Origin of the sequence: Herbaspirillum sp. SJZ106 (genome assembly GCF_006715495.1) — a bacterium.
GTDB lineage: Bacteria > Pseudomonadota > Gammaproteobacteria > Burkholderiales > Burkholderiaceae_D > Herbaspirillum.
Map to the genome: position 1 here is coordinate 46,667 of NZ_VFNI01000003.1, position 21,122 is coordinate 67,788.

Annotated in this window: 21 protein-coding genes; 16 read left to right on the plus strand and 5 right to left on the minus strand. The window is 63.3% G+C overall.

Going from position 1 to position 21,122, the window contains the following annotated elements; all coding sequences use genetic code 11:
- Nucleotides 1-127 precede the first annotated feature (127 nt).
- Together FB598_RS09950 and FB598_RS09955 are read left to right on the plus strand one after the other, a co-directional pair.
- On the plus strand, nucleotides 128-1,540 hold the full coding sequence (locus FB598_RS09950; protein WP_141914815.1) for a sodium:proton antiporter: 1,413 nt from the start codon (nucleotides 128-130) through the stop codon (nucleotides 1,538-1,540).
- Between the two features lie 57 nt (nucleotides 1,541-1,597).
- Nucleotides 1,598-2,578 carry a D-glycerate dehydrogenase gene (locus FB598_RS09955; RefSeq protein ID WP_141914814.1) on the plus strand — a complete coding sequence of 327 codons (981 nt, stop codon included), beginning with the start codon at nucleotides 1,598-1,600 and terminating at the stop codon, nucleotides 2,576-2,578.
- A gap of 110 nt (nucleotides 2,579-2,688) precedes the next feature.
- On the opposite strand, the gene FB598_RS09960 is transcribed toward FB598_RS09955, so the two are convergent.
- Nucleotides 2,689-2,946: an acyl-CoA-binding protein gene (locus FB598_RS09960; protein WP_141914813.1), complete on the minus strand. Its 258-nt coding sequence runs from the start codon at nucleotides 2,944-2,946 to the stop codon at nucleotides 2,689-2,691.
- Between the two features lie 20 nt (nucleotides 2,947-2,966).
- Nucleotides 2,967-3,323: an FKBP-type peptidyl-prolyl cis-trans isomerase gene (locus tag FB598_RS09965; RefSeq protein ID WP_141914812.1), complete on the minus strand. Its 357-nt coding sequence runs from the start codon at nucleotides 3,321-3,323 to the stop codon at nucleotides 2,967-2,969.
- 253 nt (nucleotides 3,324-3,576) lie between these two features.
- On the opposite strand from FB598_RS09965, the gene FB598_RS09970 reads away from it, so the two are divergent.
- The 5 genes from FB598_RS09970 (at nucleotide 3,577) to FB598_RS09990 (ending at nucleotide 8,242) form a co-directional block, all read left to right on the plus strand.
- The gene (locus tag FB598_RS09970; protein ID WP_141914811.1) at nucleotides 3,577-4,560 is read left to right on the plus strand and encodes a cytochrome D1 domain-containing protein; all 984 of its coding nucleotides are present in this window, start codon (nucleotides 3,577-3,579) and stop codon (nucleotides 4,558-4,560) included.
- Nucleotides 4,561-4,586: 26 nt separating this feature from the next.
- Nucleotides 4,587-5,435 (plus strand): polysaccharide deacetylase family protein, encoded by an 849-nt coding sequence (locus FB598_RS09975; protein WP_141914810.1) that lies wholly within the window; start codon nucleotides 4,587-4,589, stop codon nucleotides 5,433-5,435.
- Nucleotides 5,436-5,482: 47 nt separating this feature from the next.
- A complete protein-coding gene (locus tag FB598_RS09980) occupies nucleotides 5,483-6,469 on the plus strand; it encodes a sterol desaturase family protein (RefSeq protein WP_141914809.1) in 987 nt (328 codons plus the stop codon).
- Nucleotides 6,469-7,335 (plus strand): EI24 domain-containing protein, encoded by an 867-nt coding sequence (locus tag FB598_RS09985; RefSeq protein ID WP_141915019.1) that lies wholly within the window; start codon nucleotides 6,469-6,471, stop codon nucleotides 7,333-7,335. The genes FB598_RS09980 and FB598_RS09985 overlap by 1 nt, the downstream gene beginning before the upstream one ends.
- Before the next feature lie 100 nt (nucleotides 7,336-7,435).
- A complete protein-coding gene (locus tag FB598_RS09990; protein ID WP_141914808.1) occupies nucleotides 7,436-8,242 on the plus strand; it encodes a molybdopterin-binding protein in 807 nt (268 codons plus the stop codon).
- Between the two features lie 435 nt (nucleotides 8,243-8,677).
- Here the strand turns inward: FB598_RS09990 and FB598_RS09995 are convergent, their stop codons facing one another.
- Complete coding sequence (locus FB598_RS09995; protein WP_141914807.1) at nucleotides 8,678-9,241, minus strand: phasin family protein; 564 nt, start codon at nucleotides 9,239-9,241, stop codon at nucleotides 8,678-8,680.
- A 509-nt stretch (nucleotides 9,242-9,750) separates the two neighbouring features.
- Between FB598_RS09995 and FB598_RS10000 the strand changes: the two genes are divergently transcribed.
- Both FB598_RS10000 and FB598_RS10005 read left to right on the plus strand, forming a co-directional pair.
- The gene (locus FB598_RS10000; protein ID WP_183405784.1) at nucleotides 9,751-10,608 is read left to right on the plus strand and encodes a histone deacetylase; all 858 of its coding nucleotides are present in this window, start codon (nucleotides 9,751-9,753) and stop codon (nucleotides 10,606-10,608) included.
- A gap of 36 nt (nucleotides 10,609-10,644) precedes the next feature.
- Complete coding sequence (locus FB598_RS10005; RefSeq protein ID WP_141914805.1) at nucleotides 10,645-11,544, plus strand: DMT family transporter; 900 nt, start codon at nucleotides 10,645-10,647, stop codon at nucleotides 11,542-11,544.
- 5 nt (nucleotides 11,545-11,549) lie between these two features.
- Here FB598_RS10005 and FB598_RS10010 read toward each other — a convergent pair whose 3' ends face one another.
- Nucleotides 11,550-12,371, minus strand: coding sequence for a helix-turn-helix transcriptional regulator (locus FB598_RS10010; RefSeq protein ID WP_141914804.1), 822 nt, complete (start codon nucleotides 12,369-12,371; stop codon nucleotides 11,550-11,552).
- Between the two features lie 155 nt (nucleotides 12,372-12,526).
- Between FB598_RS10010 and FB598_RS10015 the strand changes: the two genes are divergently transcribed.
- A complete protein-coding gene (locus tag FB598_RS10015; RefSeq protein WP_141914803.1) occupies nucleotides 12,527-13,288 on the plus strand; it encodes a class I SAM-dependent methyltransferase in 762 nt (253 codons plus the stop codon).
- Between the two features lie 365 nt (nucleotides 13,289-13,653).
- The gene (gene pbpG / locus FB598_RS10020) at nucleotides 13,654-14,775 is read left to right on the plus strand and encodes a D-alanyl-D-alanine endopeptidase (protein ID WP_141914802.1); all 1,122 of its coding nucleotides are present in this window, start codon (nucleotides 13,654-13,656) and stop codon (nucleotides 14,773-14,775) included.
- A gap of 130 nt (nucleotides 14,776-14,905) precedes the next feature.
- On the opposite strand, the gene FB598_RS10025 is transcribed toward pbpG, so the two are convergent.
- The gene (locus tag FB598_RS10025) at nucleotides 14,906-15,697 is read right to left on the minus strand and encodes an IclR family transcriptional regulator (RefSeq protein ID WP_141914801.1); all 792 of its coding nucleotides are present in this window, start codon (nucleotides 15,695-15,697) and stop codon (nucleotides 14,906-14,908) included.
- Between the two features lie 427 nt (nucleotides 15,698-16,124).
- On the opposite strand from FB598_RS10025, the gene FB598_RS10030 reads away from it, so the two are divergent.
- The 5 genes from FB598_RS10030 to ssuC all read left to right on the plus strand — a co-directional run bounded on the left by FB598_RS10030 (nucleotide 16,125) and on the right by ssuC (nucleotide 21,042).
- Nucleotides 16,125-17,141, plus strand: a complete 1,017-nt coding sequence (locus FB598_RS10030) for a sulfate ABC transporter substrate-binding protein (protein ID WP_141914800.1) — start codon at nucleotides 16,125-16,127, stop codon at nucleotides 17,139-17,141.
- Between the two features lie 109 nt (nucleotides 17,142-17,250).
- On the plus strand, nucleotides 17,251-17,841 hold the full coding sequence (gene ssuE, locus FB598_RS10035) for an NADPH-dependent FMN reductase (protein ID WP_141914799.1): 591 nt from the start codon (nucleotides 17,251-17,253) through the stop codon (nucleotides 17,839-17,841).
- Between the two features lie 123 nt (nucleotides 17,842-17,964).
- The gene (locus tag FB598_RS10040; protein WP_141914798.1) at nucleotides 17,965-18,951 is read left to right on the plus strand and encodes a sulfonate ABC transporter substrate-binding protein; all 987 of its coding nucleotides are present in this window, start codon (nucleotides 17,965-17,967) and stop codon (nucleotides 18,949-18,951) included.
- Between the two features lie 59 nt (nucleotides 18,952-19,010).
- Nucleotides 19,011-20,177 carry an FMNH2-dependent alkanesulfonate monooxygenase gene (ssuD, locus tag FB598_RS10045; protein WP_141914797.1) on the plus strand — a complete coding sequence of 389 codons (1,167 nt, stop codon included), beginning with the start codon at nucleotides 19,011-19,013 and terminating at the stop codon, nucleotides 20,175-20,177.
- A 7-nt stretch (nucleotides 20,178-20,184) separates the two neighbouring features.
- Nucleotides 20,185-21,042 (plus strand): aliphatic sulfonate ABC transporter permease SsuC, encoded by an 858-nt coding sequence (gene ssuC / locus FB598_RS10050; RefSeq protein WP_141914796.1) that lies wholly within the window; start codon nucleotides 20,185-20,187, stop codon nucleotides 21,040-21,042.
- Nucleotides 21,043-21,122 lie beyond the last annotated feature (80 nt).

A 21,122-nucleotide genomic window follows, 5' to 3' on the forward strand; every position in this document is an offset into this window, starting at 1 on the left:
GTTTTTTGATCCAGCCCCGGTTCGCCCGCGGCCATCGGTTCGGCTGCTATAGTGTGGCTCCGCCGGTCGCGGTCGAATCCGTCCGTCCCGGCGCCAGAACCTGTTCACTACACTGCCGGGACGACATTTGCAGACCAGAGCCTTTGCGATCGCCGCTGCCGCTTTCGCCACGCCATCGTTGACGTTCGCCGCCGACCTCGACGGCGCCGCCTTGTCCGTCGCCTGGGCATTGCCGTTTGCCGGCGTGCTGCTGTCGATCGCATTGCTGCCGCTGTTGGCGCCGGCATTGTGGCACCACCATTTCGGCAAGATCGCGGCCGGCTGGGCGCTGGCCTTCTTGCTGCCTTTTGCCGCCGCGGCGGGCGCGCATGCGGCGCTGGCGGTGACAATGCATGCGCTGCTGGCCGAGTATCTTCCCTTCATCATCCTGTTGACCGCCTTGTTCACCGTGGCCGGCGGCATCTGCGTGCGCGGCAACCTGCGCGGCACTCCCGCGCTCAATACCGGGCTGCTGGCCTTGGGCACGCTGCTGGCCAGCGTGATGGGCACCACCGGCGCCGCGATGCTGCTGATCCGGCCGTTGATCCGCGCCAATGACAATCGCAGGCATGTGGTGCATGTGATCGTATTCTTCATCTTCCTGGTGGCCAATGCCGGCGGTTCGCTCACGCCGCTGGGCGACCCGCCGCTGTTCCTGGGTTTCCTCAAGGGTGTCGATTTCTTCTGGACCGCGCGCCATGTTTTCCCGCACATGGCGTTGCTGTGCGTGGCGTTGCTGGTTATCTTTTACTTCCTTGACCGCCATTACTTCCTGAACCGGGAAGAGTGCAAGCCGGCCGACGCCGATCCGACGCCGGATTCGCCGATCCGCTTCGAAGGCAAGTTCAATTTCGTGCTGCTGGCCGTTATCGTGGCGCTGGTGCTGATGAGCGGAATCTGGGCGCCGGGCATGGCCTTCGAGGTGCTGGGCACGCCGCTGGAGTGGCAGAACCTGGCGCGCGACGCGGCGCTGGTCGGGGTGATATTGCTGTCGCTGAAACTGACGCCGGCGGCGGCCCGCGCCGGCAACGAATTCAGCTGGGGGCCGATGCTGGAGGTGGCCAAGCTGTTCGCCGCCATCTTCCTGACCATCGTGCCGGTCATCGCCATGCTGCGCGCCGGCGAGCAGGGCGCCTTCGCGGCGGTGGTGCGCGCGGTGACCGGCCCCGACGGCCGGCCCAACGACGCCATGTATTTCTGGATGACGGGCCTGCTCTCGTCCTTCCTCGACAACGCGCCGACCTACCTGGTGTTCTTCAACACCGCCTCCGGCGATGCGCGCGAGCTGATGGGGGCGATGGCGTCGACGCTGGCGGCGATTTCCGCCGGAGCCGTCTTCATGGGCGCCAACAGCTACATCGGCAATGCGCCCAACATGATGGTCAAGGCCATCGCCGAAGAGCGCGGCATCCGCATGCCGTCCTTCTTCGGCTACATGGCGTGGTCTTGCGGCATCCTGGTGCCGTTGTTTATCGTCATGACCTTTATCTTTTTCATTTAGGGCCCGGCATGCCATCCGCAGCGGGCTGAACCACCACGAACAAGCAGGGAGACTGCCATGAAACAAAAGATCTTCGTATCCCGCGCCATTTTCCCCGAAGTCCTGGCGCGCCTGGAGCAGCATTTCGATGTCGAATCGAACCAGGAAGACCACATCTTCGGCGCCGACGAACTGCTGGCCAAGGCCAAGGGCAAAGATGGCTTGTTCACCACGCCCAGCGAGCCGGTGACGGCCGCGCTGTTCGCCGCCAATCCGCAGTTGAAGGCCGTGTGCAACATGGCGGTGGGCTACAACAACATCGACATCGCCGCCGCCACCCAGGCCGGCGTGATGGCGACCAATACGCCCGATGTGCTCAATGAAACCACCGCCGACTTCGGCTGGGCGCTGATGATGGCGACCGCGCGCCGCATTACCGAGTCCGAGCATTTCCTGCGTGCCGGGCAATGGAAGAAGTGGAGCTATGACAGCTTCGTCGGCCCCGATGTGCATGGCGCGACGCTGGGCATCATCGGCATGGGCCGCATCGGCCAGGCCATCGCGCGCCGCTCGCTGGGATTCGACATGCAGGTGCTGTACCACAACCGTTCGCGCCTGAAGCCCGAGCAGGAAGCGCATGCCAACAACGCGCAATATGTCGGCAAGGAAGAACTGTTGAAACGCGCCGACCATGTGGTGCTGGTGCTGCCGTATTCCAGGGAAACCCACCACACCATCGGCGCGGCGGAGCTGGCGCTGATGAAGCCCACCGCGACCCTGACCAATATCGCCCGCGGCGGCATCGTCGACGATGCGGCACTGATCGAGACGCTGCGCGCCGGGCGCATCGCCGCCGCCGGCGTCGACGTGTTCGAGAACGAACCGGCCTTCAAGCCAGAATTCCTGTCGCTGACCAACGTGGTGCTCACGCCCCATATCGCCAGCGCATCGACGCCGACCCGCCTGGCCATGGCCAATTGCGCGGCGGACAACCTGATCGCCGCCTTGTCGGGCCGCACGCCGCCCAACCTGCTCAATCCGGATGTCGCCAAGTCCTGATACGCATTGAATCGGACCGGCATGGAAAACGGGCGCGCTTGCATGGCAGGCGCGCCCGTTTCGTTTGCTTCGCTTTACGCACTCCGGCCGTGATGGCGGAACTGCGGAAATCAACCCTTCAAGTCATTGAACAGGTCGATGTATTGCTGTTGCGCATCGGCTTGCGCGGTGCCCTTGAGCGCGGCCCACGCATCGTATTTGGCGCGCGCCACGAAGTCGGTCATGCCGGGGCGTTCGCCGCTCACATCGCCGTTGCTGCCTTGCTTGTACAGGCCGTACATCTTCAGCAGCGTCATGTTGTCGGGACGTTCGGGCAGGCTCTTGGACTGCGCGACCGCGGCTTCGAATTGCTCTTGCAGGGTGCTCATCGCCGTCTCCTCCGGGCCGTTCAGACGGCCAGCAGTTCGACTTCGAAGATCAGCGTGGCGTTGGGCGGAATCACGCCGCCCGCGCCGCGCGCGCCATAGCCCAGCTCGGCCGGGATGATCAGCTTGCGCACGCCGCCGACCTTCATGCCTTGCACACCTTCGTCCCAGCCCTTGATCACGTGGCCGGCGCCCAGCGGGAACGCGAACGGGTCGTTGCGATCCTTGCTGGAGTCGAATTTGCTGCCGGCGCTGCCGTCGGCGTTTTGCAGCCAACCGGTGTAGTGCACGGTGACGTGGCTGCCGGCCTTGGCTTCATCGCCCGAACCGGCGGTGATTTCTTCGTATTGCAGCCCGGAAGCTGTGGTGACTGTAGACATCGTGTTCCTTTCTGGATGGAGGGGATTGCGGTCGATTCGGCCGCAGCGGGCAGCCCTTTTTCCTTGGTCTGGTGGGGGCTGCCAGCCGCTCCGGCTGCGGGAGTCGACCGGAACGGCAGGCAGTGTAAACCAAAACCGGGATTTTTTTCAGAATGCGTCAGCCCGCTGTCAGCCGGATCGTATTTGCATGCGTTAAGGTGGCTGGACGTGCCTTCCGCACGATGAGATCAGGCTTTTTTGTGTAAAGTTCGTCATGTTGCGTCGATTTAGTCAACTTTTTTCTGTTTTTCTCCGCGCAGCATGCCTTTCGGCCATCCTGGCGGCTTCCGCCCAGGCGAACGTGGTCGTGGTGCTCAATTCCGGCGATGCTTCGGTTTCGCTGCTGGATCAGACGACTCACAAGGAAATCTCCACCTTCTCGGTCGGCAAGGAGCCGCACCACCTGATGGCCACGCCGGACAACAAGTCCCTGATCGTCGCCAGCGCCACCGGCAACCAGTTGCTGTTCCTCGATCCCAGGACCGGCGAAGTCCAGCGCCGCCTGCGCAATATCGTCGACCCTTACCAGATCGGTTTCTCGCCGGACCAGAAATGGTTCGTCGCCACCGGCCTGCGCCTGGACCGCGTCGACGTCTACAGCTATGACGGCACCGACCTCAAGCTGTCCAGGCGCATCCCGCTGGCCAGGACGCCCAGCCACATCGCCTTCGACAGCGGCAGCACCACCGCCTTCATCACCCAGCAGGGCAGCGACCAGGTCAGCGCCATCGACCTGGCCACCCAGCAGGTGAAATGGACCCTCCCGGTCGGCAAGCTGCCGGCAGGCATCATGATGACGCCCGACAACAAATACCTGCTGGTGGGCATCATGGGCAGCGATTATGTGCAGGTGATCGACTGGCGCACCCAGAAACTGGTCAAGCAGATCAAGACCGGCGCCGGCGCCCACAACTTCCGCGCCCAGGGCGACAAGCGCTTTGTCTATGTCTCCAACCGCGTCGCCAACAGCATCAATGTGATCGACATGCAGACGCTGGAAAACGTCGGCGTCATCAAGGTGCCGGGCGGCCCCGACTGCATGGAAGTGACCGACGACGGCAAGACCATGTGGGTTACCCTGCGCTGGATCAAGAAGGTGGCGGTGATCGACCTGGCCAGCCGTTCGGTCACCAAGGTGATCCCGGTCGGACGCTCGCCGCATGGCATCTACCTGTATAACCGTGCGCCGGATGTCTGAGCGCATGGCCTGAGTGTGGCGGCCCGATGAAATATTCTTTTTCCCAAAGACAACTCAACGGCCTGGTCCTGGGCGCCATCCTGGCGGCCGGCCAGGCCTTTGCACAAGCGCAGCAAGCGACCCAGGCACCGGCCACGGCCGCCGCTTGCAAAGGCACGATTTACCTGACCTTCGATACCGGCAGCCAGTCGCAGGCCGAACTGATCGAGCAGACGCTGCTGCGCCACCATATCAAGGCCACCTTTTTCCTGGCCAACGAGAAGACCATCCGCGGCGACTATTCCCTGGATCCCGGCTGGCAACCGCTCTGGAAGCGCCTGGCCGAAGAGGGGCATGCTTTCGGCACGCATACCTTCGACCATGTTTATGTAGTACGCGACTTGCCGGGCGGTAAAATCGAAGTGCGCCCGCAGTTCGGCGCCCAGGCAGGCCGCAAAGAGCAGTGGACGCCGGCGCAGTACTGCGAAGAAATGCAGCGCGTGGACCAGCGCTTCGAGGCGCTGACCGGCCGCAAGCTCGATCCGCTGTGGCGGGCGCCGGGCGGCAAGCTCACGCCGAATTTGCTCAAGGCCGGCCAGGCTTGCGGCTATGCGCACGTGGCATGGGCGCCGGCCGGTTTTTCCGGCGATGAACTGCCCAGCGACAAGTTTCCCAATGAGATGCTGCTGAAGAAGGCGCTCAACGGGCTGAAGGACGGCGATATCTTCCTGGCGCACATGGGCATCTGGTCGCGCCGGGATGCCTGGGCGCCGGCCGTGCTGGAGCCGCTGGTCACGGGGCTGGAACAGAAGGGGTTTTGCTTTGCCACGCTGCGCGACCATCCGGCTTACCGGCATTTGTTTGCCGGGGCGGGGAACGCGCCACGGCGTCCCTGATCGAAACGGGGCCGCAGGATACGATACCTATCGGATAAGACAGATTCATGATCCAGACCATTGCAGACCTCTTTGCCGCCGTCCAGGGCTGGCTGTTCGAAACCATCGTGCAGCCGCTGGTGTTTTTCATCGGCATGGGGGAGTTCGTCGAAGACGCCTTTACCGGCACCGAGTGGGTGCTGGTCGGCATCTGCGAACTGGTGATCCTCTTTCTCATCCTGCGTCCGCTGGAATCGATGATCCCGGTGCACAAGATCACCGATCCCTACGCGCGCTGGAACGATTTCATCTACACCGTGCTGCAGCGCCTGGGCGTGATCCCCATCCTCGCCTTCCTGCTGCTCGACCCGACGCTGTCGTACGCGGCGGAGATGCTGCACCTGGAGGGCTGGGGCACCTTCAACCTCGACCAGATCTGGCCGGGCGTGACCGACCGCGCGCTGGTCAGCTTCCTGCTCTACCTGGTGGCGCTGGACCTGTGCGAATACGCGTATCACTGGGCCCAGCACAACGTACGCTGGATGTGGGCGCTGCATAGCCTGCACCACAGCCAGCAGAACATGAACCTGTGGAGCGACGACCGCAACCACGTGCTGGACGACCTGGTGCATGACATCTTCCTCGGCTTGGTGGCGCTGCTGATCGGCGTCGAGCCTTCGCAATACATCCTGCTGGTGTCGCTGTCGCGCATGCTGCAAAGCCTGCAGCATGCCAATGTGCGCATCCATTTCGGCCGCATCGGCGACCGCCTGCTGGTGTCGCCGCGGTTTCACCGGCTGCACCACGCCATCGGCATCGGCCACGAAAGCCGCGGCCGCAACTCGCTGGGCGGGCATAATTTCGCCGTGCTGTTTCCGGTGTGGGACATGTTGTTTCGCACCGCGCATTTCGGCGAGGGCTTTGCCCATACCGGCGTGCGCGACCAGTTGCCGCCGCCCGCCGGGAAAGGCCGCGACTACGGACGCGGCTTCTGGATGCAGCAATGGCTGGGCATCAAGCGCCTGGTCGAATTCTCGCGCAGGAAGGCGCGCTGATGCGGCTGCTGCTGTCCTCGTTCGGGCGCGCGCTGCTGTCGCAGCTGCACATCCGCATGCTGCTGCTGACGGTGCTGCCGTTCGTGTTCTCGGTTTGCATCTGGGCGGTCGGCCTGTGGCTGGCGCTGCAGCCGATGATCGACTGGCTGCAGGACTACTTCGTGGTCCACAGCATGTTCGGCATCGCCGGCTCCGTGCTGAGCTGGTTCGGCATGGGGGCCCTCAAGACGGTGATCGTGCCCATGCTGGCGATGTGGGCGCTGCTGCCGCTGATGATCCTGACGGCGCTGGTCTTCGTCGGCCTGTTCACCATTCCCGCCATCGCCCGCCATATCGGCTCCCGCCATTACCCGCAGCTGGAAATGCGCCGGGGCGGCAGCTGGTGGGGCAGCCTGTGGACTTCGCTGTGGTGCTTCGCGGTGTTCGTGGTCGGCTGGCTGGTGACGTTGCCGGTGTCGCTGATTCCGCCGCTGGCTTTCGCCGTCCACCCTTTGCTGTGGGGCTGGCTGACCTATCGCGTGATGGCTTACGACACGCTGGCCGACTATGCCAGCGCCGACGAGCGCCGCACGGTGTTGCGCCTGCATCGCTGGCCGTTGCTGGTGATCGGCACCATCGCCGGTGCCATGGGCGCCGCGCCCACGCTGTTGTGGCTGGGCGGGGCGTTGTCGGTGATCTTCTTTCCGCTGCTGGCCGCCGGCGCGATCTGGCTGTACGTGCTGGTGTTCGTGTTCACCGGGCTGTGGTTCCAGTACTACTGCCTGGAAGCATTGCAGCGTTATCGCAGCGGGCAGCCGCCGGACGATCCGGGCGGCGCTGACCTGATCCGGCCGGCGGCGGACGTCATCGATGCCGGGCCGCGCTGAGCGGCGCATCCTTGTCCCGATGCCCCTCGCCGTCGGCGTGTATCGGGGGAATCGGGCATAATCCCCGGAGTTTGATCAACCCCACTGGCAGAGCGGACTCATGGCATTCGGACTCATCATCATCGGCGACGAAATCCTTTCCGGCCGCCGCATCGACAAGCATTTCCCCAAGGTGCTCGAACTGTTGTCCGAGCGCGGCCTGCAATTGGGCTGGGCGGAATACGTGGGCGACGAACCGGAGCGCATCACGGCCACCCTGAAGCGCACGCTTGCCACCCGCGACATCGTGTTTTGCACCGGCGGCATCGGCGCCACGCCGGACGACCACACGCGCCAATGCGTGGCGGCGGCCCTGGGCGTGCCGCTGGCCCTGCATCCGGAGGCCAAGGAAAAGATCCAGGAGCGCATCGCCGACATGTCGCGTGAAACCGGCATCGCGCCCGACTACGACGCGCCGGAAAACCTGCACCGCCTGAAGATGGGCGAATTCCCGCAGGGCGCCTCCATCATTCCCAATCCTTACAACAAGATCCCGGGATTCTCGGTGCGCAACACCAGCGGCGAAGGGGCGCATTATTTTGCCCCCGGCTTCCCGGTGATGGCCTGGCCGATGTTCGAATGGGTGCTGGAGAGCAATTACGCCGACCTGTTCCACCGCCGCGCCTGGGCCGAACGGTCGATGCTGGTGTTCGAGTCGGCCGAATCGACGCTGACGCCGCTGATGGAACTGATCGAGGCGCAATTCCCGCTGGTCAAGGTGTTCAGCCTGCCGCACGTGGGCGACGAGAAGACGCGCCGCCACATCGACCTTGGCGTCAAGGGCGACCCGCAACAGGTCGAACCGGCGTTCGAGAAGATGCAAGAGGGCTTGCGCCAGTTGAAGGCGGAATTCCAGTTGAACAGCTAAACCAGTTGAACAGCTAAACACTTGTCCACGCCCTCATTCGGGGGCGTTCAATTGCCAGGCCCGGTTGGCAGGAAGGCGGGGCCGATTCATCTCCCGGCCGCGGTTTGGCATGGGCGTTCATCCCACACCACGGATAAAAAAATGCCCCGGCGGCGCCGAGGCATTTAACGGTATCGTAGGAGGAATCGGATACCGAGGAGACAATCTTTTCACGCCGGCCCGGCGGCGGTTTGCCATGCGGGCCATTCACTGCCGCCGGTTGGCGCATGCACGCGGAATCGACTGGTTTGCCGTATCGGCCATTCCCTGCAGGCGATGAACCTGTGGGCAACTGCGCAAATCGGGTAAAAGAACTAAAAAGCGAACCGGCCAAGCTTCATCATAGACAAAAACTTCTTGTTCGGCTCGCGTTTTTGGCGCGCCGGCTCGCAGGGCTTATTTCCTGGTGGTCTTGGTTGCTTTGGTGGTGGCCTGCGATAGTTGGTCTACGGCATTGGCGACGTTGGCTTCGACCACTTCGGCGGCCTGCTTGGCGCTTTTGGTGAACTGCTCATAACCGGCATTGAGATTGCCGATCGTCGATTTCAGCAGGGAAATGGCTTGTTCGGAGCCGGCCGGCGCGTTCTTGGCAGCCTCGTCGATCAGCGAGATGACTTTGCGGTTGACTTCGGCGATCTGGGCCTCGGCGGTCTTGGTCAGCTCGGCCTGGGTGCTGGAGAAGATGCTGCTCAGGTGGCGGCCGTAGGCGACGGATTTTTCGACTGCCGGCTGGGCCTGGGCGGAAGACAACGAGAAGAACTCCTGCGGATCCTTGGCGGCAAACAGTTTCTGCGCGGTGGCCTGGCCTTCTTCCAGCGAAGATTTTGCCGCTTTCAGGTTCAGATCAACCAGTTTTTCCACGCCTTCAAAGGTCTTGCTCGCCAATTGGCTGAACAGCGCGATCTGGGCTTCGACATTGGCTTTGGCAGCGGCAGAAAATTGTTCGGTGTAGGTGGTCATGTTGGTACATCCTTCGGTTTGATGGGTTGATGAAAAGGGCGGTGACGAAAGGACTCTGACTACAGTGATTGCTTACGGACCGATCTGAACTGGGGGGAAGGGTTCTCCGATGTAATTTCTTATTTGAATATGATGCGTTGCACAAAACGATTCTAGTTTAAAAGGACGCAAAGTCAATGACTTTCATGTCATGGGAATCATGATTGTTGGCATGTGATGACTCACGTTTCTTCAGTGGTGTTACCAGTGAGGAAGAGCTCAAAAAAATTAGATTCCGGCGCCGAATATTTGAGTGGCTGGAATCCATCTTTTGCTCGACTTGGAGGCATTTGCTCATCGGTGGAGGTGCTACCATCCTGCATCGCATCATTGGCGCATCCGGGGCTTCGCTTCCTTGGCATTGCTTGCGCCTTTGTTTTTCTGCCTAACTGTTTTCCTGGAAATCCGGTTTGAAAGCTTTCTACAGCGACCACTTCGTCCTGCCATTGCCGCCCGGCCACCGCTTCCCCATGATCAAGTACCGCATGATCCGCGAAGGCGCGGCGCGGGCGGTGCCGGGGCTCGAGTTTCATGAAGCCATGCCGGCTTCCGACGGTGAACTGGCGTTGGCGCACCATCCCGATTACGTCGCGCGTGCCAGCCGCGGCGAGCTGAGCGCCGCCGAGCAGCGCGATATCGGTTTTCCCTGGACGCCGCAGATGGTGGAGCGCTCGCGTCGTTCGTCGGGCGCCACCATCGCCGCTTGCCGCGCCGCCTTCAGCGAGGGCATTGCGGTCAACCTGGCCGGCGGCACCCACCATGCCTATGCCGACCGCGGCGCCGGCTTTTGCGTGTTCAACGACTCGGCCATCGCCGCACGGCTGATGCAGGCCGAACGGCGCGCTGCGCGGGTGGCCATCGTCGATCTCGATGTGCACCAGGGCAACGGCACGGCATCGATCCTGGCGCGCGACGATTCGGTATTTACGCTGTCCCTGCATGGGGAAAACAACTACCCCTTCGAGAAGGAGCGCAGCGACCTCGACGTGGCCTTGCCGGACGGGGTGGGGGATGACGACTATCTGGCCGCGCTGGCGACGGCGCTGCACAGGCTGCAGGCGGAGTTCGCGCCGCAGTTGCTGATCTACCTGGCCGGGGCCGATCCCCATGAGGGCGACCGGCTGGGCAAGATGAAGTTGAGCATGGCCGGCTTGGCGGCGCGCGACCGGGCGGTGTTTTCGTTTTCCCGCCAGCACAAAATCCCGGTTGCGGTTACGATGGCGGGCGGTTACGGCCGAGACATAGAACAGACAGTGGCCGTCCACATACAAACGATAAAACTCGCCAAGCTCCATGCCATTGACTGGAACAATGGATGCGGCGACTGAGACCGCGCACAGGCGCGGCCGATCCTGGAAGAACAAATGACGCACTCCGCCGCCGGCAGCAGCCGGCAAAAGCAGGTCTTGCTGAGCCTGGTCCCCCTGGTGTTCGTATTGATCTGGAGCACCGGCTTCATCGTGGCCAAATTCGGCTTGCCATACGCGCCGCCGCTGACTTTCCTGCTGCTGCGTTTTGTCGGCGTGCTGGCGGTGCTGTTGCCGCTGGTGTGGTTGTTCCGCGCGCCCTGGCCGCACGGCCGCATCCGCCATGTGGCGGTGGCGGGCGTGCTGCTGCAGGCAGGCTACCTGGCGGGAGTGTGGTGCGCGATCAAGATCGGCATGCCGGCGGGATTGTCGGCCCTCATCGTCGGGCTGCAACCGATCCTCACCGCGTTCGCCGCGCCCTTGCTGGGCGAGTCGGTGCGCAAGCGGCAATGGCTGGGCCTGCTGCTGGGCCTGTGCGGGGTCGGGCTGGTGGTCGCCAACAAGATTTCGCTGATCGGGCTGTCGGGCGCCAGCATCGCGCTGTGCGTATTCGCGCTGGTCTGTATCACGGCGGGCACCTTGTACCAGAAACGCTACTGTTCCCATTTCGATCTGCGCACCGGCACCGCGATCCAGTTCCTGGCCTCGGCGCTGGTGGTACTGCCGTTCGCCGTCGCCGTCGAAGGGCTGGACTGGCGGCTTAGCCAGGTATCGTGGACGCCGCAATTCGTCGGCGCCTTGCTGTGGTCGATATTGGCGCTGTCGATCGGCGCCATCTTCCTGCTGTTCGCGCTGATCCGCCGCAGCGCCGCCACCAGCGTCACCAGCCTGCTGTACCTGACGCCGCCGACCACCGCCGTGATGGCCTGGCTGATGTTCGGCGAAGCCTTCAGCCTGGTCGGCGCGCTGGGCATGCTGATCGGCGTGATCGGGGTTGCCTTCGTGGTGCGCAAGTAGGGCAGTCAGTCGGCGCCGGCGCTGTCTGTCATCAGCGGCATCAGCGTCACCAGTTTCAGGTCCGGCCGGTTGGCCACGCGGAAGTTGACCTGGCGATAGCTCAGTTCGCCCAGTTGCGGATGGTGGAAGCGGCGTTCTCCGCCTTCGCGTTCGACCACGTCCTGCAGGCGCCAGGCGCGCTTGAAAAGCGCATTGTGCGCCGACAGTTCTTCCACCATCGCCGCCACTTGCGGGTCGTCCAGCAACTGCGCGCAATCGGCGCGGAATTCGGCCACCACGCGGCGCGCGCGTTGTTCCCAGTCGGCGGTCAACTGGCGCGCCTGTTCCGTGCAGAACATGAAGTGCAGCAGGTTGCGGTTGCCCGCGCGGGTATCTAGCCAGCCGGTGAACAGTTTGCGCGCCGCCGGGTTCCAGGCGACCGCGTTCCAGTAACGGTCCATCAGATAAGCGGGCGCGCGGACATTGCGCACCACCTCAAGTATTTCGGGGGCGATCACCGATTCGTCGCCATGCTCCGGCAAGACCGGATCCTTTTTTCCCGCCAGTTCGAACAGGTAGGCGCGCTTGGCGCGCGGCAGGTGCAGCGCTTCGGCCAGGCGCGACAGCGCCTGCGGCGACACCGAGTCGGTGCGGCCCTGTTCGATCCAGGTGTACCAGGTCACGCTGATGCCGCACAACTGGGCCACTTCCTCGCGCCGCAGGCCGGGCGTGCGGCGCCGTCCGCCCAGCGAGATTTGCGGCAGGCCGGCTTGCGCAGGCAGCGTCTGTTCGCGTTGGGTCTTGATGAATTCGCCGAGGGCGCGGCGTCTGGCGAGGTCGTTATCCATGCGGGTTTGCGGTCGATGAAGGCGTGGAAGGATTGTTGCGCAGCGGCGAAACTATTGCTTTGGGTAATAGTATAAATGCCTAACTTGTAACAGGATAAAAAAAGTTTAGACTGGCTCATCTCATCCCACCACCGCAACAACAGGAGCCAAAGCAAATGCGTAGCCATCAGGAAGTCGTGACAGAACAATTCGGATCCACCGCCGCCGCCTATCTCACCAGCGCGGTCCACGCGCAGGGCGCAGACCTGCAGGAGCTGGCGCAGATCGCCGCCGCCATTCCTGATGCGCGCGTGCTGGACCTGGGCTGCGGCGGCGGCCACGCGAGCTTCGCGGTGGCGCCGGTGGTGCAAAAGGTGATTGCCTACGACTTGTCGGCGCAAATGCTGGACGTGGTCGCCTCGGCCGCGCAAGAGCGCGGGCTGGACAATCTGGCCGTGCGCCAGGGCAGCGCCGACAAGCTCGATTTTCCCGACGCCAGCTTCGACCTCGTGTGTACCCGCTTCAGCGTGCATCACTGGCGCAACGTGCCGCAGGCCCTGCGCGAGGTGCTGCGCGTGCTCAAGCCGGGCGGCCGCTTCATCGTCATCGATACGGCCGCGCCGGCCGACGTGCTGGCCGATACCTATGTGCAGGCCATCGAGCTGCTGCGCGACACTTCGCACGTGCGCAACATCAGCCTGAATTCGTGGCGCAAACTGCTCGGGCAGGCGGGTTTTGCGATTGCCTCGGACAAGACCTGGAAGCTGCGCCTGGAATTCGACAGCTGGGTGGCGCGCATGCGCACGCCGGCCGGCAATGTGGCCGCCATCAAGGCGCTGTGGGACAGCGCGCCGCAAGAGGTGAAAGACTATTTCGCGCTGGATGGCGCCTATTCGTTTTCCATCGATGTCGCCATGCTGCAGGCGCGCAAGTCCTGATCGCCATCCGGCGGGGGTTTTTCCTGGGCTGCCCGTCAACGGCGCAGCCCATTTTGCCGTTATTGATCTGCCTTTTTGATGGGGATAGCGGTGCCCGGCAAAGTTTTACGCTGGTATGATGTCTCGGTTTTGGTACCGGTGCTGGCAAGCCTGCGAGTCAAAGGGGCGCAAAGAATCGTTGTAAATTCGCCGTAACCATCAGAAAAACATGGGGCTGCTCAGGGGAGAGGAGCCAGGCGACAAGTAGAAAGTCGTTTAATTATCGACGCTAACTACTTAATTCTCTTGCGGAATTTCTGCTTTTTGCTACACTGCCAACGTTTCTCTTATGTATTATCCGGGTTAATTTGGGGGGAGATCCACCTATGTTCAAATCAGCGCTGGCCGTTCTTACAACCTTATTATTCATCCACGCTGGTCTGGCTCCCGCCCATGCCCAGACAACCTCCGCCGCCAAAAAAACCGTCGTCAAGAAGGCCGCCGCCAAAAAAGTGGCCGCCAAACGCACGGTAACGCCCACCAAGACTGTCAAAACCGTCGCCCGAGGCTCGCTGAACAACCGCGAGAAACTGGTGCGCAAGGTCTCCACGGTCAAAGGCCGTCGCCATGTGAGCTACCAGCGCGTATCGGCTGCGCCGTCGATCCCGGCCGTGCCGCCGGTGATGACCGCGGGCGACCTGGCCGGACTGAACATGACGCAGGACCCGCTGGCGCTGCGTTCCAACGTCGCGCTGGTGATCGACCAGGCCAGTTCGCAGGTTCTGTTTGAAAAGAATTCCAACGTGGCGCTGCCGATCGCTTCGGTCACCAAGCTGATGACCGCATTGGTCGTGGTGGAAGCGCACATGAACATGGAAGAAGTGCTCACCGTCACCGACGACGATGTCGACCGCGAAAAGCACAGCAGCTCGCGCTTGCGCGTAGGCGCGCAACTGAGCCGCGACGACATGCTGCACATCGCCCTGATGAGTTCGGAAAACCGCGCCGCTTCCGCGCTCGGCCGCAACTACCCGGGCGGCCTGCCGGCCTTCGTGGCGGCGATGAACGCCAAGGCCCGTTCGCTGGGCATGCAGGATACCCATTATGTCGATTCGACCGGCCTGTCCAGCCAGAACGTCGCCAGCGCGCGCGACCTGGCCAAGCTGGTCGTGGCGGCCTACCAATATCCGGTGATCCGCCAGTATTCGACCGATTCCAAATACATGGTCGAGCCGAGCGGCCACGCGCTGCAGTACAACAGCTCCAACCGGCTGACGTCGAACAAGGACTGGGACATCGGCCTGCAAAAGACCGGCTTCATCAACGAAGCGGGCCATTGCCTGGTGATGCTGACCCGTATCGAAGGCCGTCCCATCGTGATGGTGTTCCTCGATTCCAAGGGGCGCCTGTCGCACGTGGGCGACGCCACCCGCATGCGCAAGTGGCTGGTGGAAGATGCGCCGAAGAACCTGACCCGCGTGAAGATGGTGCGTGCCGACCAGGGTTGATGCCCCCAGGTCTTGCCGCCGGCGCCCGGGCGCCAATAAAAAAGCGAACCGTATTAAATGGTTCGCTTTTTTTATGCCCGCGTTTATGCCCGCACGATGGAGGAGGGAAGCGGCGAAAGGATTGTTTCCCTCAGGCCCGGCCCCGACTGCTGTCGAATCCCAGTGCCGCGGAAATCTGGTTGGCGGTGCTGACCAGGTCTTCCACCCATTCCTCCTGCAGGCGATCGGCCGGGGCCGAAATCGACAGGCCCGCCACCAGCTTGCCGGAGTCGTCGCAGATGCCGGCCGCCATGCAGCGTACCCCCAGTTCCAGCTCCTCGTTGTCGCGCGCATAGCCGAGCGCGCGCACCATGGACAATTCGCGCTCCAGCTTGGAGAGGTCGGTAATCGAATTCTTGTTGTGGCCGGCCAGCCCGGTGCGGGTCGCATAGGCGCGCACCGCCTTGGGGTCGTCCACCGACAGGAACAGCTTGCCGGTCGAGGTCAGGTGCAGCGGCGCGCGGCCGCCGATGGCGCGTACCACCTGCATGCCGGAGCGCTCGGAGAAGGAGCGGTCGATGTAGACGATCTCGTCGCTCTGGCGTACCGACAGGTTGATGGTCTGGTGGGTCTTGCGGTGCAGGGCGCGCATGAAGTCGAGCGCGGCTTCGCGCACCGACAGGCGGCTCTTGACGATATTGCCCAGCTCCAGCAGGCGCATGCCCAGGCGGTAGGTGCCCGGTTCCACGCGGTCGACGAAACGCTTGACCACCAAGTCGTTGAGGATGCGGTGGGCCGTCGATGGATGCAGCTTGGTGGCGGCGGACAGCTCCTTGAGGCTGACCGGGTCGGGATAGGCCGCCAGCGCGTCGAGCAGCGATACCATGCGCTCGATGACCTGGATGGAAATGTTGTCCGTCTCGCCTGCCGCTTCTTTTTTCATGGTGCAGTCTGATGCGTTGCAATAGGACAGTTATACCACATTGTGAAAACAACAAAAAGTTCGGTCGTGCTTTTATAGGGGCGATTCACTCACCGGCTTCCGTGCAGGAGACATCTACGCTGGGCCAAGCCGGTCCGGCACCACCGTTCGCTCGCTCTCCGCTTTGACCTGGCCATCCGTTGCCCGTCGATGGGGGATGGCATCCAACGCCGCAACGGCGAAGGGTTTTCAGCCTGACATCATCATCGTCAGCGCTTGCTATCCGATTTGATATAAAGACGCCGCTCTTTATTCGGCGCTCCTGATCTTGCATATCTGTTTTTTGCATAACTAGAGAAGAAAGTATTCGTTCTTTTTTGGGAGGGCGCTCATTAACCTGTGCTCTCCAAACAAAAACGCATGAAGACAACACTCATTGGGAACGGATATGAAGCTCAAGAACATCATCAAGACGATTGCGGCCGCACTGGTGCTGGCGCAGGTTGCACATGTGGCCCAGGCGGCCGACATCTCGTTGCTCAACGTCTCTTACGACCCGACGCGCGAACTCTATGCCGACTACAACAAGGCCTTTTCCAAATACTGGAAGGAAAAGAGCGGCGACAACGTCACCATCAAGGCTTCGCATGGCGGTTCCGGCAAGCAGGGACGTTCGGTGATCGACGGCATCGATGCCGACGTGGTGACCCTGGCGCTGGCCTACGACATCGATGAAATCTCGGAAAAGGCCAAGCTGCTGCCGACCGACTGGCAAAAGCGCCTGCCGCACAACAGCTCGCCCTATACCTCGACCATCGTGTTCCTGGTGCGCAAGGGCAACCCCAAGCAGATCAAGGACTGGGACGACCTGGTCAAGCCGGGCGTTTCCGTCATCACGCCCAATCCCAAGACCTCCGGCGGCGCGCGCTGGAACTACCTGGCGGCCTGGGCCTACGGCCAGAAGAAGGGGGGCAATGAAGCCGCTGCGCGCGACTATATCTCCAAGTTGTTCAAGAACGTGCCGGTGCTGGATTCCGGCGCGCGCGGCGCCACCATCACCTTCGTCGAACGCGGCATCGGCGACGTCCTGCTGGCGTGGGAAAACGAGGCGCTGATCTCGCTCAAGGAGTGGGGCCCGGACAAGTTCGACATCGTCGTGCCCTCGGTTTCGATCCTGGCCGAACCGCCGGTGGCCCTGGTCGACAAGGTGGCGGACCGTCGCGGCACCCGCAAGGTGGCTGAAGAATACCTGAAGCACCTGTACTCGGAAGAAGGCCAGGAAATCATCGCCAAGAACTACTACCGTCCGATCGACCCGAAGATCGCCGCCAAGTATGCGTCGCAGTTCCCCAAGCTGAACCTGGTCACCATCGACAAGGATTTCGGCGGCTGGCAGAAGGCCCAGAAGGCGCACTTCGCCGATGGCGGCACCTTCGACCAGTTGTACGTGCCGAGCAAGAAGTGATTTGACCGCAAGCACATGCAGGCCGGCTGAGCCGGCCTGCCTGCCGAAGCAAGAAAGCAAAGCAAGCAAAGCAAAGCAAAGCAAAGCAAAGCAAATAAAGCAGACCGACATGACCATCCTGTTGCTGGCCGGCAGCCCCTCGGCGCCATCCCGTTCCACCCGCCTGTTGAACCACGTTGGCGATAAGCTGGTGCAGCTCGGCCATCGCTACGCGCGCCTGGAAGTGCGCGACCTGCCGGGCCAGGCCATCCTGCGCGCCGACTGGAACGACGCCCAGATCAAGGCCGCGCTGTCGACGGTGGAAGAGGCTTCTGCGGTCGTGATCGCCACGCCGGTCTACAAGGCCGCCTACAGCGGCATCCTGAAAGCCTTTCTCGACCTGCTGCCGCAGTTCGGCCTGACCGACAAGCTGGTGCTGCCGCTGGCCACCGGCGGCAGCCAGTCGCACATGCTGGCGCTGGACTATGCGTTGCGCCCGGTGCTGTCCTCGCTCAATCCCAAGCACGTGTTGCCCAGCATTTACGCCACCGAAGCCCAGGTCACCTGGAGCGAGGAAAGCGGACTGGCCCTCGACGCTCCCATCGCCGCGCGCGTGGAAGAAGGCGTGGCGCAGCTCTCGGCCAGCCTCCTGGCGCTGCACAAGGCGGCGCCGCAAGAATTCCGCGAAGTCCCGTTCTCGCAAGTGCGATGTAGCATTTGAGCGGCGCCCGAGGCGCGCCAACAGCAGGCGGCGAAGCAGCCGCACCGCAATCTCTTGACCCGATCAAACAACCGGCTGGTGCGGCGGAAGGCCGCCTGCACGCCCAAGCACTGGAGAGCACCCTTGAAAGCCTATAGCGACAAGAACATATCCCAACAACGCCGCGCCGCCCTGGCGCGTTTGTCGGCCGCCGCGTTGGGGGCGCTGGCGATTGCCGCCGGCGCCGTGACGAGCGCGCAGGCGCAGGAAGCCAAAGTGCTGCGCATCGGCTACCAGAAGGCCGCCAATACGCTGGTGCTGTTGAAGACGCACGGCACGCTGGAAAAACGCCTGCAGCCGCTGGGGGTGGAAGTGAAATGGGCTGAATTCGCCGCCGGTCCGCAACTGCTGGAAGCCTTGAATGTCGGTTCGGTCGACTTCGGCTATGTCGGCGAAGCGCCGCCGGTGTTCGCGCAAGCCGCCGGCGCCGATTTTGTCTACACCGCGTATGAGATCCCGACGCCTGACGCCGAGGGCTTGCTGGTGCCCAAGAATTCGCCGCTCAAGAGCGTGGCCGAGCTCAAGGGCAAGAAAGTCGCCTTCAACAAGGGTTCCGACGTGCACTGGCTGGTGGTGGCGTTGTTGAAGAAGGCCGGCCTGGCGTATAGCGACATCCAGCCGGTCTACCTGGCGCCGGCCGATGCCCGCGCCGCCTTCGAGAAAGGCGCGGTCGATGCCTGGGCCATCTGGGATCCGTTCCAGGCCGCCGCCGAGAAGCAAGTGGGCGCGCGTCGCCTGGCCACCGGCGTGGGCGCGGTGAATCACCACCAGTTCTTCCTGAGCGCGCGCGCCTTCGCCGCGAAGAATGCGCAGATAGAAAAAATCCTGCTGGAAGAAATTACCCGCGAAGGCCAGTGGGTGCGCGCCAATACCGCCCAGGCCGCGGCCCAGCTGGCGCCGATCCAGGGCCTGGATGCCGACATCATCGAAACCGGCCTGAAGCGCTACGCCCACATCTACAAGCCGGTCGATGCCGGCGTGCTGGCCGAGCAGCAGAAGATCGCCGACGCCTTCTTCGAACTCAAGCTGATCCCCAAGCCGCTCAAGGTCAGCGACGCCGTACTGAAATAAACGCAATCAATGAAATAAACAACGCGAGGCGGCGCAGGTCCGCCTCACAGGAGTCCCGCATGAACGTATTCTGGTTTATCCCCACCCACGGCGACAGCCGCTACCTCGGCACCTCCGAGGGCGCGCGTCCGGTCAGCCACGACTACATGAAACAGGTCGCGGTGGCGGCCGACACGCTGGGTTACGACGGCGTGCTGCTGCCCACCGGGCGTTCCTGCGAGGACGCCTGGGTGGCGGCCGCCAGCCTGATCGACGCGACCCGCCGCCTCAAATTCCTGGTCGCGGTGCGCCCCGGCCTGACCGCGCCGACGCTGTCGGCGCGCATGGCCGCCACCTTCGACCGGCTGTCCAACGGCCGCCTGCTGATCAACGTCGTCACCGGCGGCGATCCGGTCGAGCAGGAGAGCGATGGCGTGTTCGGCACCCATGCCGAGCGCTATGAAATCTCCGACGAGTTCCTGAAGATCTGGCGCGATGTGCTGGCCAAGACGCATACCGGCGGCGCCACCGATTTCGACGGCAAGCACCTTAAAGTCAAAGGCGCCAAGGCGCTTTATCCGCCGCTGCAAACACCTTATCCGCCACTGTATTTCGGCGGCTCTTCCGATGAGGCGATCGACCTCGCGGCGGAACAGGTGGATGTCTACCTGACCTGGGGCGAGCCGCCGGCGGCGGTGGCCGAGAAGATCGCCCGCGTGCGCGCACGCGCTGCCAGGGCGGGCCGCACATTGCGTTTCGGCATCCGCCTGCATGTGATCGTGCGCGAAACCAACGAAGCCGCATGGCAGGCCGCCGATGAGCTGATCAGCCGCCTCGACGATGAAACGATTGCCAAGGCGCAGGCCAACTTCGCGCGCATGGACTCCGAAGGGCAGCGCCGCATGGCGGCCCTGCACGGCGGCCGCCGCGACCAGCTGGAAGTCAGCCCCAACCTGTGGGCCGGCGTCGGCCTGGTGCGCGGCGGCGCCGGCACCGCACTGGTGGGCGACGGGGCGACCGTGGCGGCGCGCATGAAGGAATACGCCGACCTTGGCATCGATACCTTCATCCTGTCCGGTTATCCGCACCTGGAAGAGTCTTACCGGTTTGCCGAACTGGTGTTCCCGCTGCTGCCGCGCAACCAGCGCCAAGGGCTGCCGGGCTTCAACCTGACCGGCCCCTTCGGCGAGATCGTCGGCAATACCGAAGTGCCCAAGTCCGCGCCGGTGCGCGTGGCGGCCAGCTGAGGCAGCCATGACGAGCGCAACCTCCAATTCCGTGGTCGATGTCGCCGGCGTGCCGGCCGAACGCGCGGGCAAATCCAAGGGCCAGGCCAGCAGAGGCCAGGGCTGGCAGAACGCTGGCTGGATAGGCTGGCTGCTGCCGCTGGCGCTGGTGATCTGGTGGGAAATCGCGGCCCAGGCCGGCTGGCTGTCAAGCCGCATCCTGCCCGAACCGTGGGCGGTGCTCAAGGCGGTCTGGAACCTGTCGGCGTCCGGCGAACTGTGGCGCCACCTGGCCGTGAGCAGCGGCCGCGCGGCTTCCGGCTTTGCCGTGGGCGCCGGGCTGGGCCTGGTGCTGGGGCTGCTGTCCGGCAGCCTGCGCTGGACCGAACTGCTGCTCGACACTACCTTGCAGATGGTGCGCAACATACCGGCGCTGGCGCTGATCCCGCTGGTGATCCTGTGGTTCGGCATCGACGAGACGGCCAAGCTGTTCCTGGTGTCGGTGGGCGTGTTCTTCCCGGTCTACCTCAATACCTTCCACGGCATCCGTTCGGTCGACAAGGGGCTCATCGAGATGGCCAGGAGCTACGGCCTGTCGGGCTGGGCGCTGTACCGCGACGTGATCCTGCCGGGCGCCTTGCCCTCCATCCTGGTCGGGCTGCGCTTCGCGCTGGGGCTGGTGTGGGTGCTGCTGATCGTGGCCGAGACCATTTCCGCCCAGGCCGGCATCGGCTATATGACCATGAATGCCCGCGAATTCCTGCAGACCGACGTGGTGCTGGTGGGCATCCTGCTGTATGCCTTGCTGGGCAAGCTGGCCGACAGTGCGGCGCGTGCGCTGGAACGTTTCTGGCTGCGCTGGCATCCGGGCTATCAATCAACCTAGGCCCGGCAGTCGACCGCTTGCCATTTTCTGAGGATGAGCATGAAAACAATCTTTGGCAGTATCAATACAGTTAATACAGT

Excerpts from the sequence above, each read along its gene's own strand:
- FB598_RS09955 (WP_141914814.1), top strand. The coding sequence starts at position 1,598 with ATGAAACAAAAGATCTTCGTATCCCGCGCCATTTTCCCCGAAGTCCTG.
- FB598_RS09960 (WP_141914813.1), bottom strand. The coding sequence starts at position 2,946 with ATGAGCACCCTGCAAGAGCAATTCGAAGCCGCGGTCGCGCAGTCCAAG.
- FB598_RS09965 (WP_141914812.1), bottom strand. The coding sequence starts at position 3,323 with ATGTCTACAGTCACCACAGCTTCCGGGCTGCAATACGAAGAAATCACC.
- FB598_RS09970 (WP_141914811.1), top strand. The coding sequence starts at position 3,577 with ATGTTGCGTCGATTTAGTCAACTTTTTTCTGTTTTTCTCCGCGCAGCA.
- FB598_RS09975 (WP_141914810.1), top strand. The coding sequence starts at position 4,587 with ATGAAATATTCTTTTTCCCAAAGACAACTCAACGGCCTGGTCCTGGGC.
- FB598_RS09980 (WP_141914809.1), top strand. The coding sequence starts at position 5,483 with ATGATCCAGACCATTGCAGACCTCTTTGCCGCCGTCCAGGGCTGGCTG.
- FB598_RS09985 (WP_141915019.1), top strand. The coding sequence starts at position 6,469 with ATGCGGCTGCTGCTGTCCTCGTTCGGGCGCGCGCTGCTGTCGCAGCTG.
- FB598_RS09990 (WP_141914808.1), top strand. The coding sequence starts at position 7,436 with ATGGCATTCGGACTCATCATCATCGGCGACGAAATCCTTTCCGGCCGC.
- FB598_RS09995 (WP_141914807.1), bottom strand. The coding sequence starts at position 9,241 with ATGACCACCTACACCGAACAATTTTCTGCCGCTGCCAAAGCCAATGTC.
- FB598_RS10000 (WP_183405784.1), top strand. The coding sequence starts at position 9,751 with ATGATCAAGTACCGCATGATCCGCGAAGGCGCGGCGCGGGCGGTGCCG.
- FB598_RS10005 (WP_141914805.1), top strand. The coding sequence starts at position 10,645 with ATGACGCACTCCGCCGCCGGCAGCAGCCGGCAAAAGCAGGTCTTGCTG.
- FB598_RS10010 (WP_141914804.1), bottom strand. The coding sequence starts at position 12,371 with ATGGATAACGACCTCGCCAGACGCCGCGCCCTCGGCGAATTCATCAAG.
- FB598_RS10015 (WP_141914803.1), top strand. The coding sequence starts at position 12,527 with ATGCGTAGCCATCAGGAAGTCGTGACAGAACAATTCGGATCCACCGCC.
- pbpG (WP_141914802.1), top strand. The coding sequence starts at position 13,654 with ATGTTCAAATCAGCGCTGGCCGTTCTTACAACCTTATTATTCATCCAC.
- FB598_RS10025 (WP_141914801.1), bottom strand. The coding sequence starts at position 15,697 with ATGAAAAAAGAAGCGGCAGGCGAGACGGACAACATTTCCATCCAGGTC.
- FB598_RS10030 (WP_141914800.1), top strand. The coding sequence starts at position 16,125 with ATGAAGCTCAAGAACATCATCAAGACGATTGCGGCCGCACTGGTGCTG.
- ssuE (WP_141914799.1), top strand. The coding sequence starts at position 17,251 with ATGACCATCCTGTTGCTGGCCGGCAGCCCCTCGGCGCCATCCCGTTCC.
- ssuD (WP_141914797.1), top strand. The coding sequence starts at position 19,011 with ATGAACGTATTCTGGTTTATCCCCACCCACGGCGACAGCCGCTACCTC.
- ssuC (WP_141914796.1), top strand. The coding sequence starts at position 20,185 with ATGACGAGCGCAACCTCCAATTCCGTGGTCGATGTCGCCGGCGTGCCG.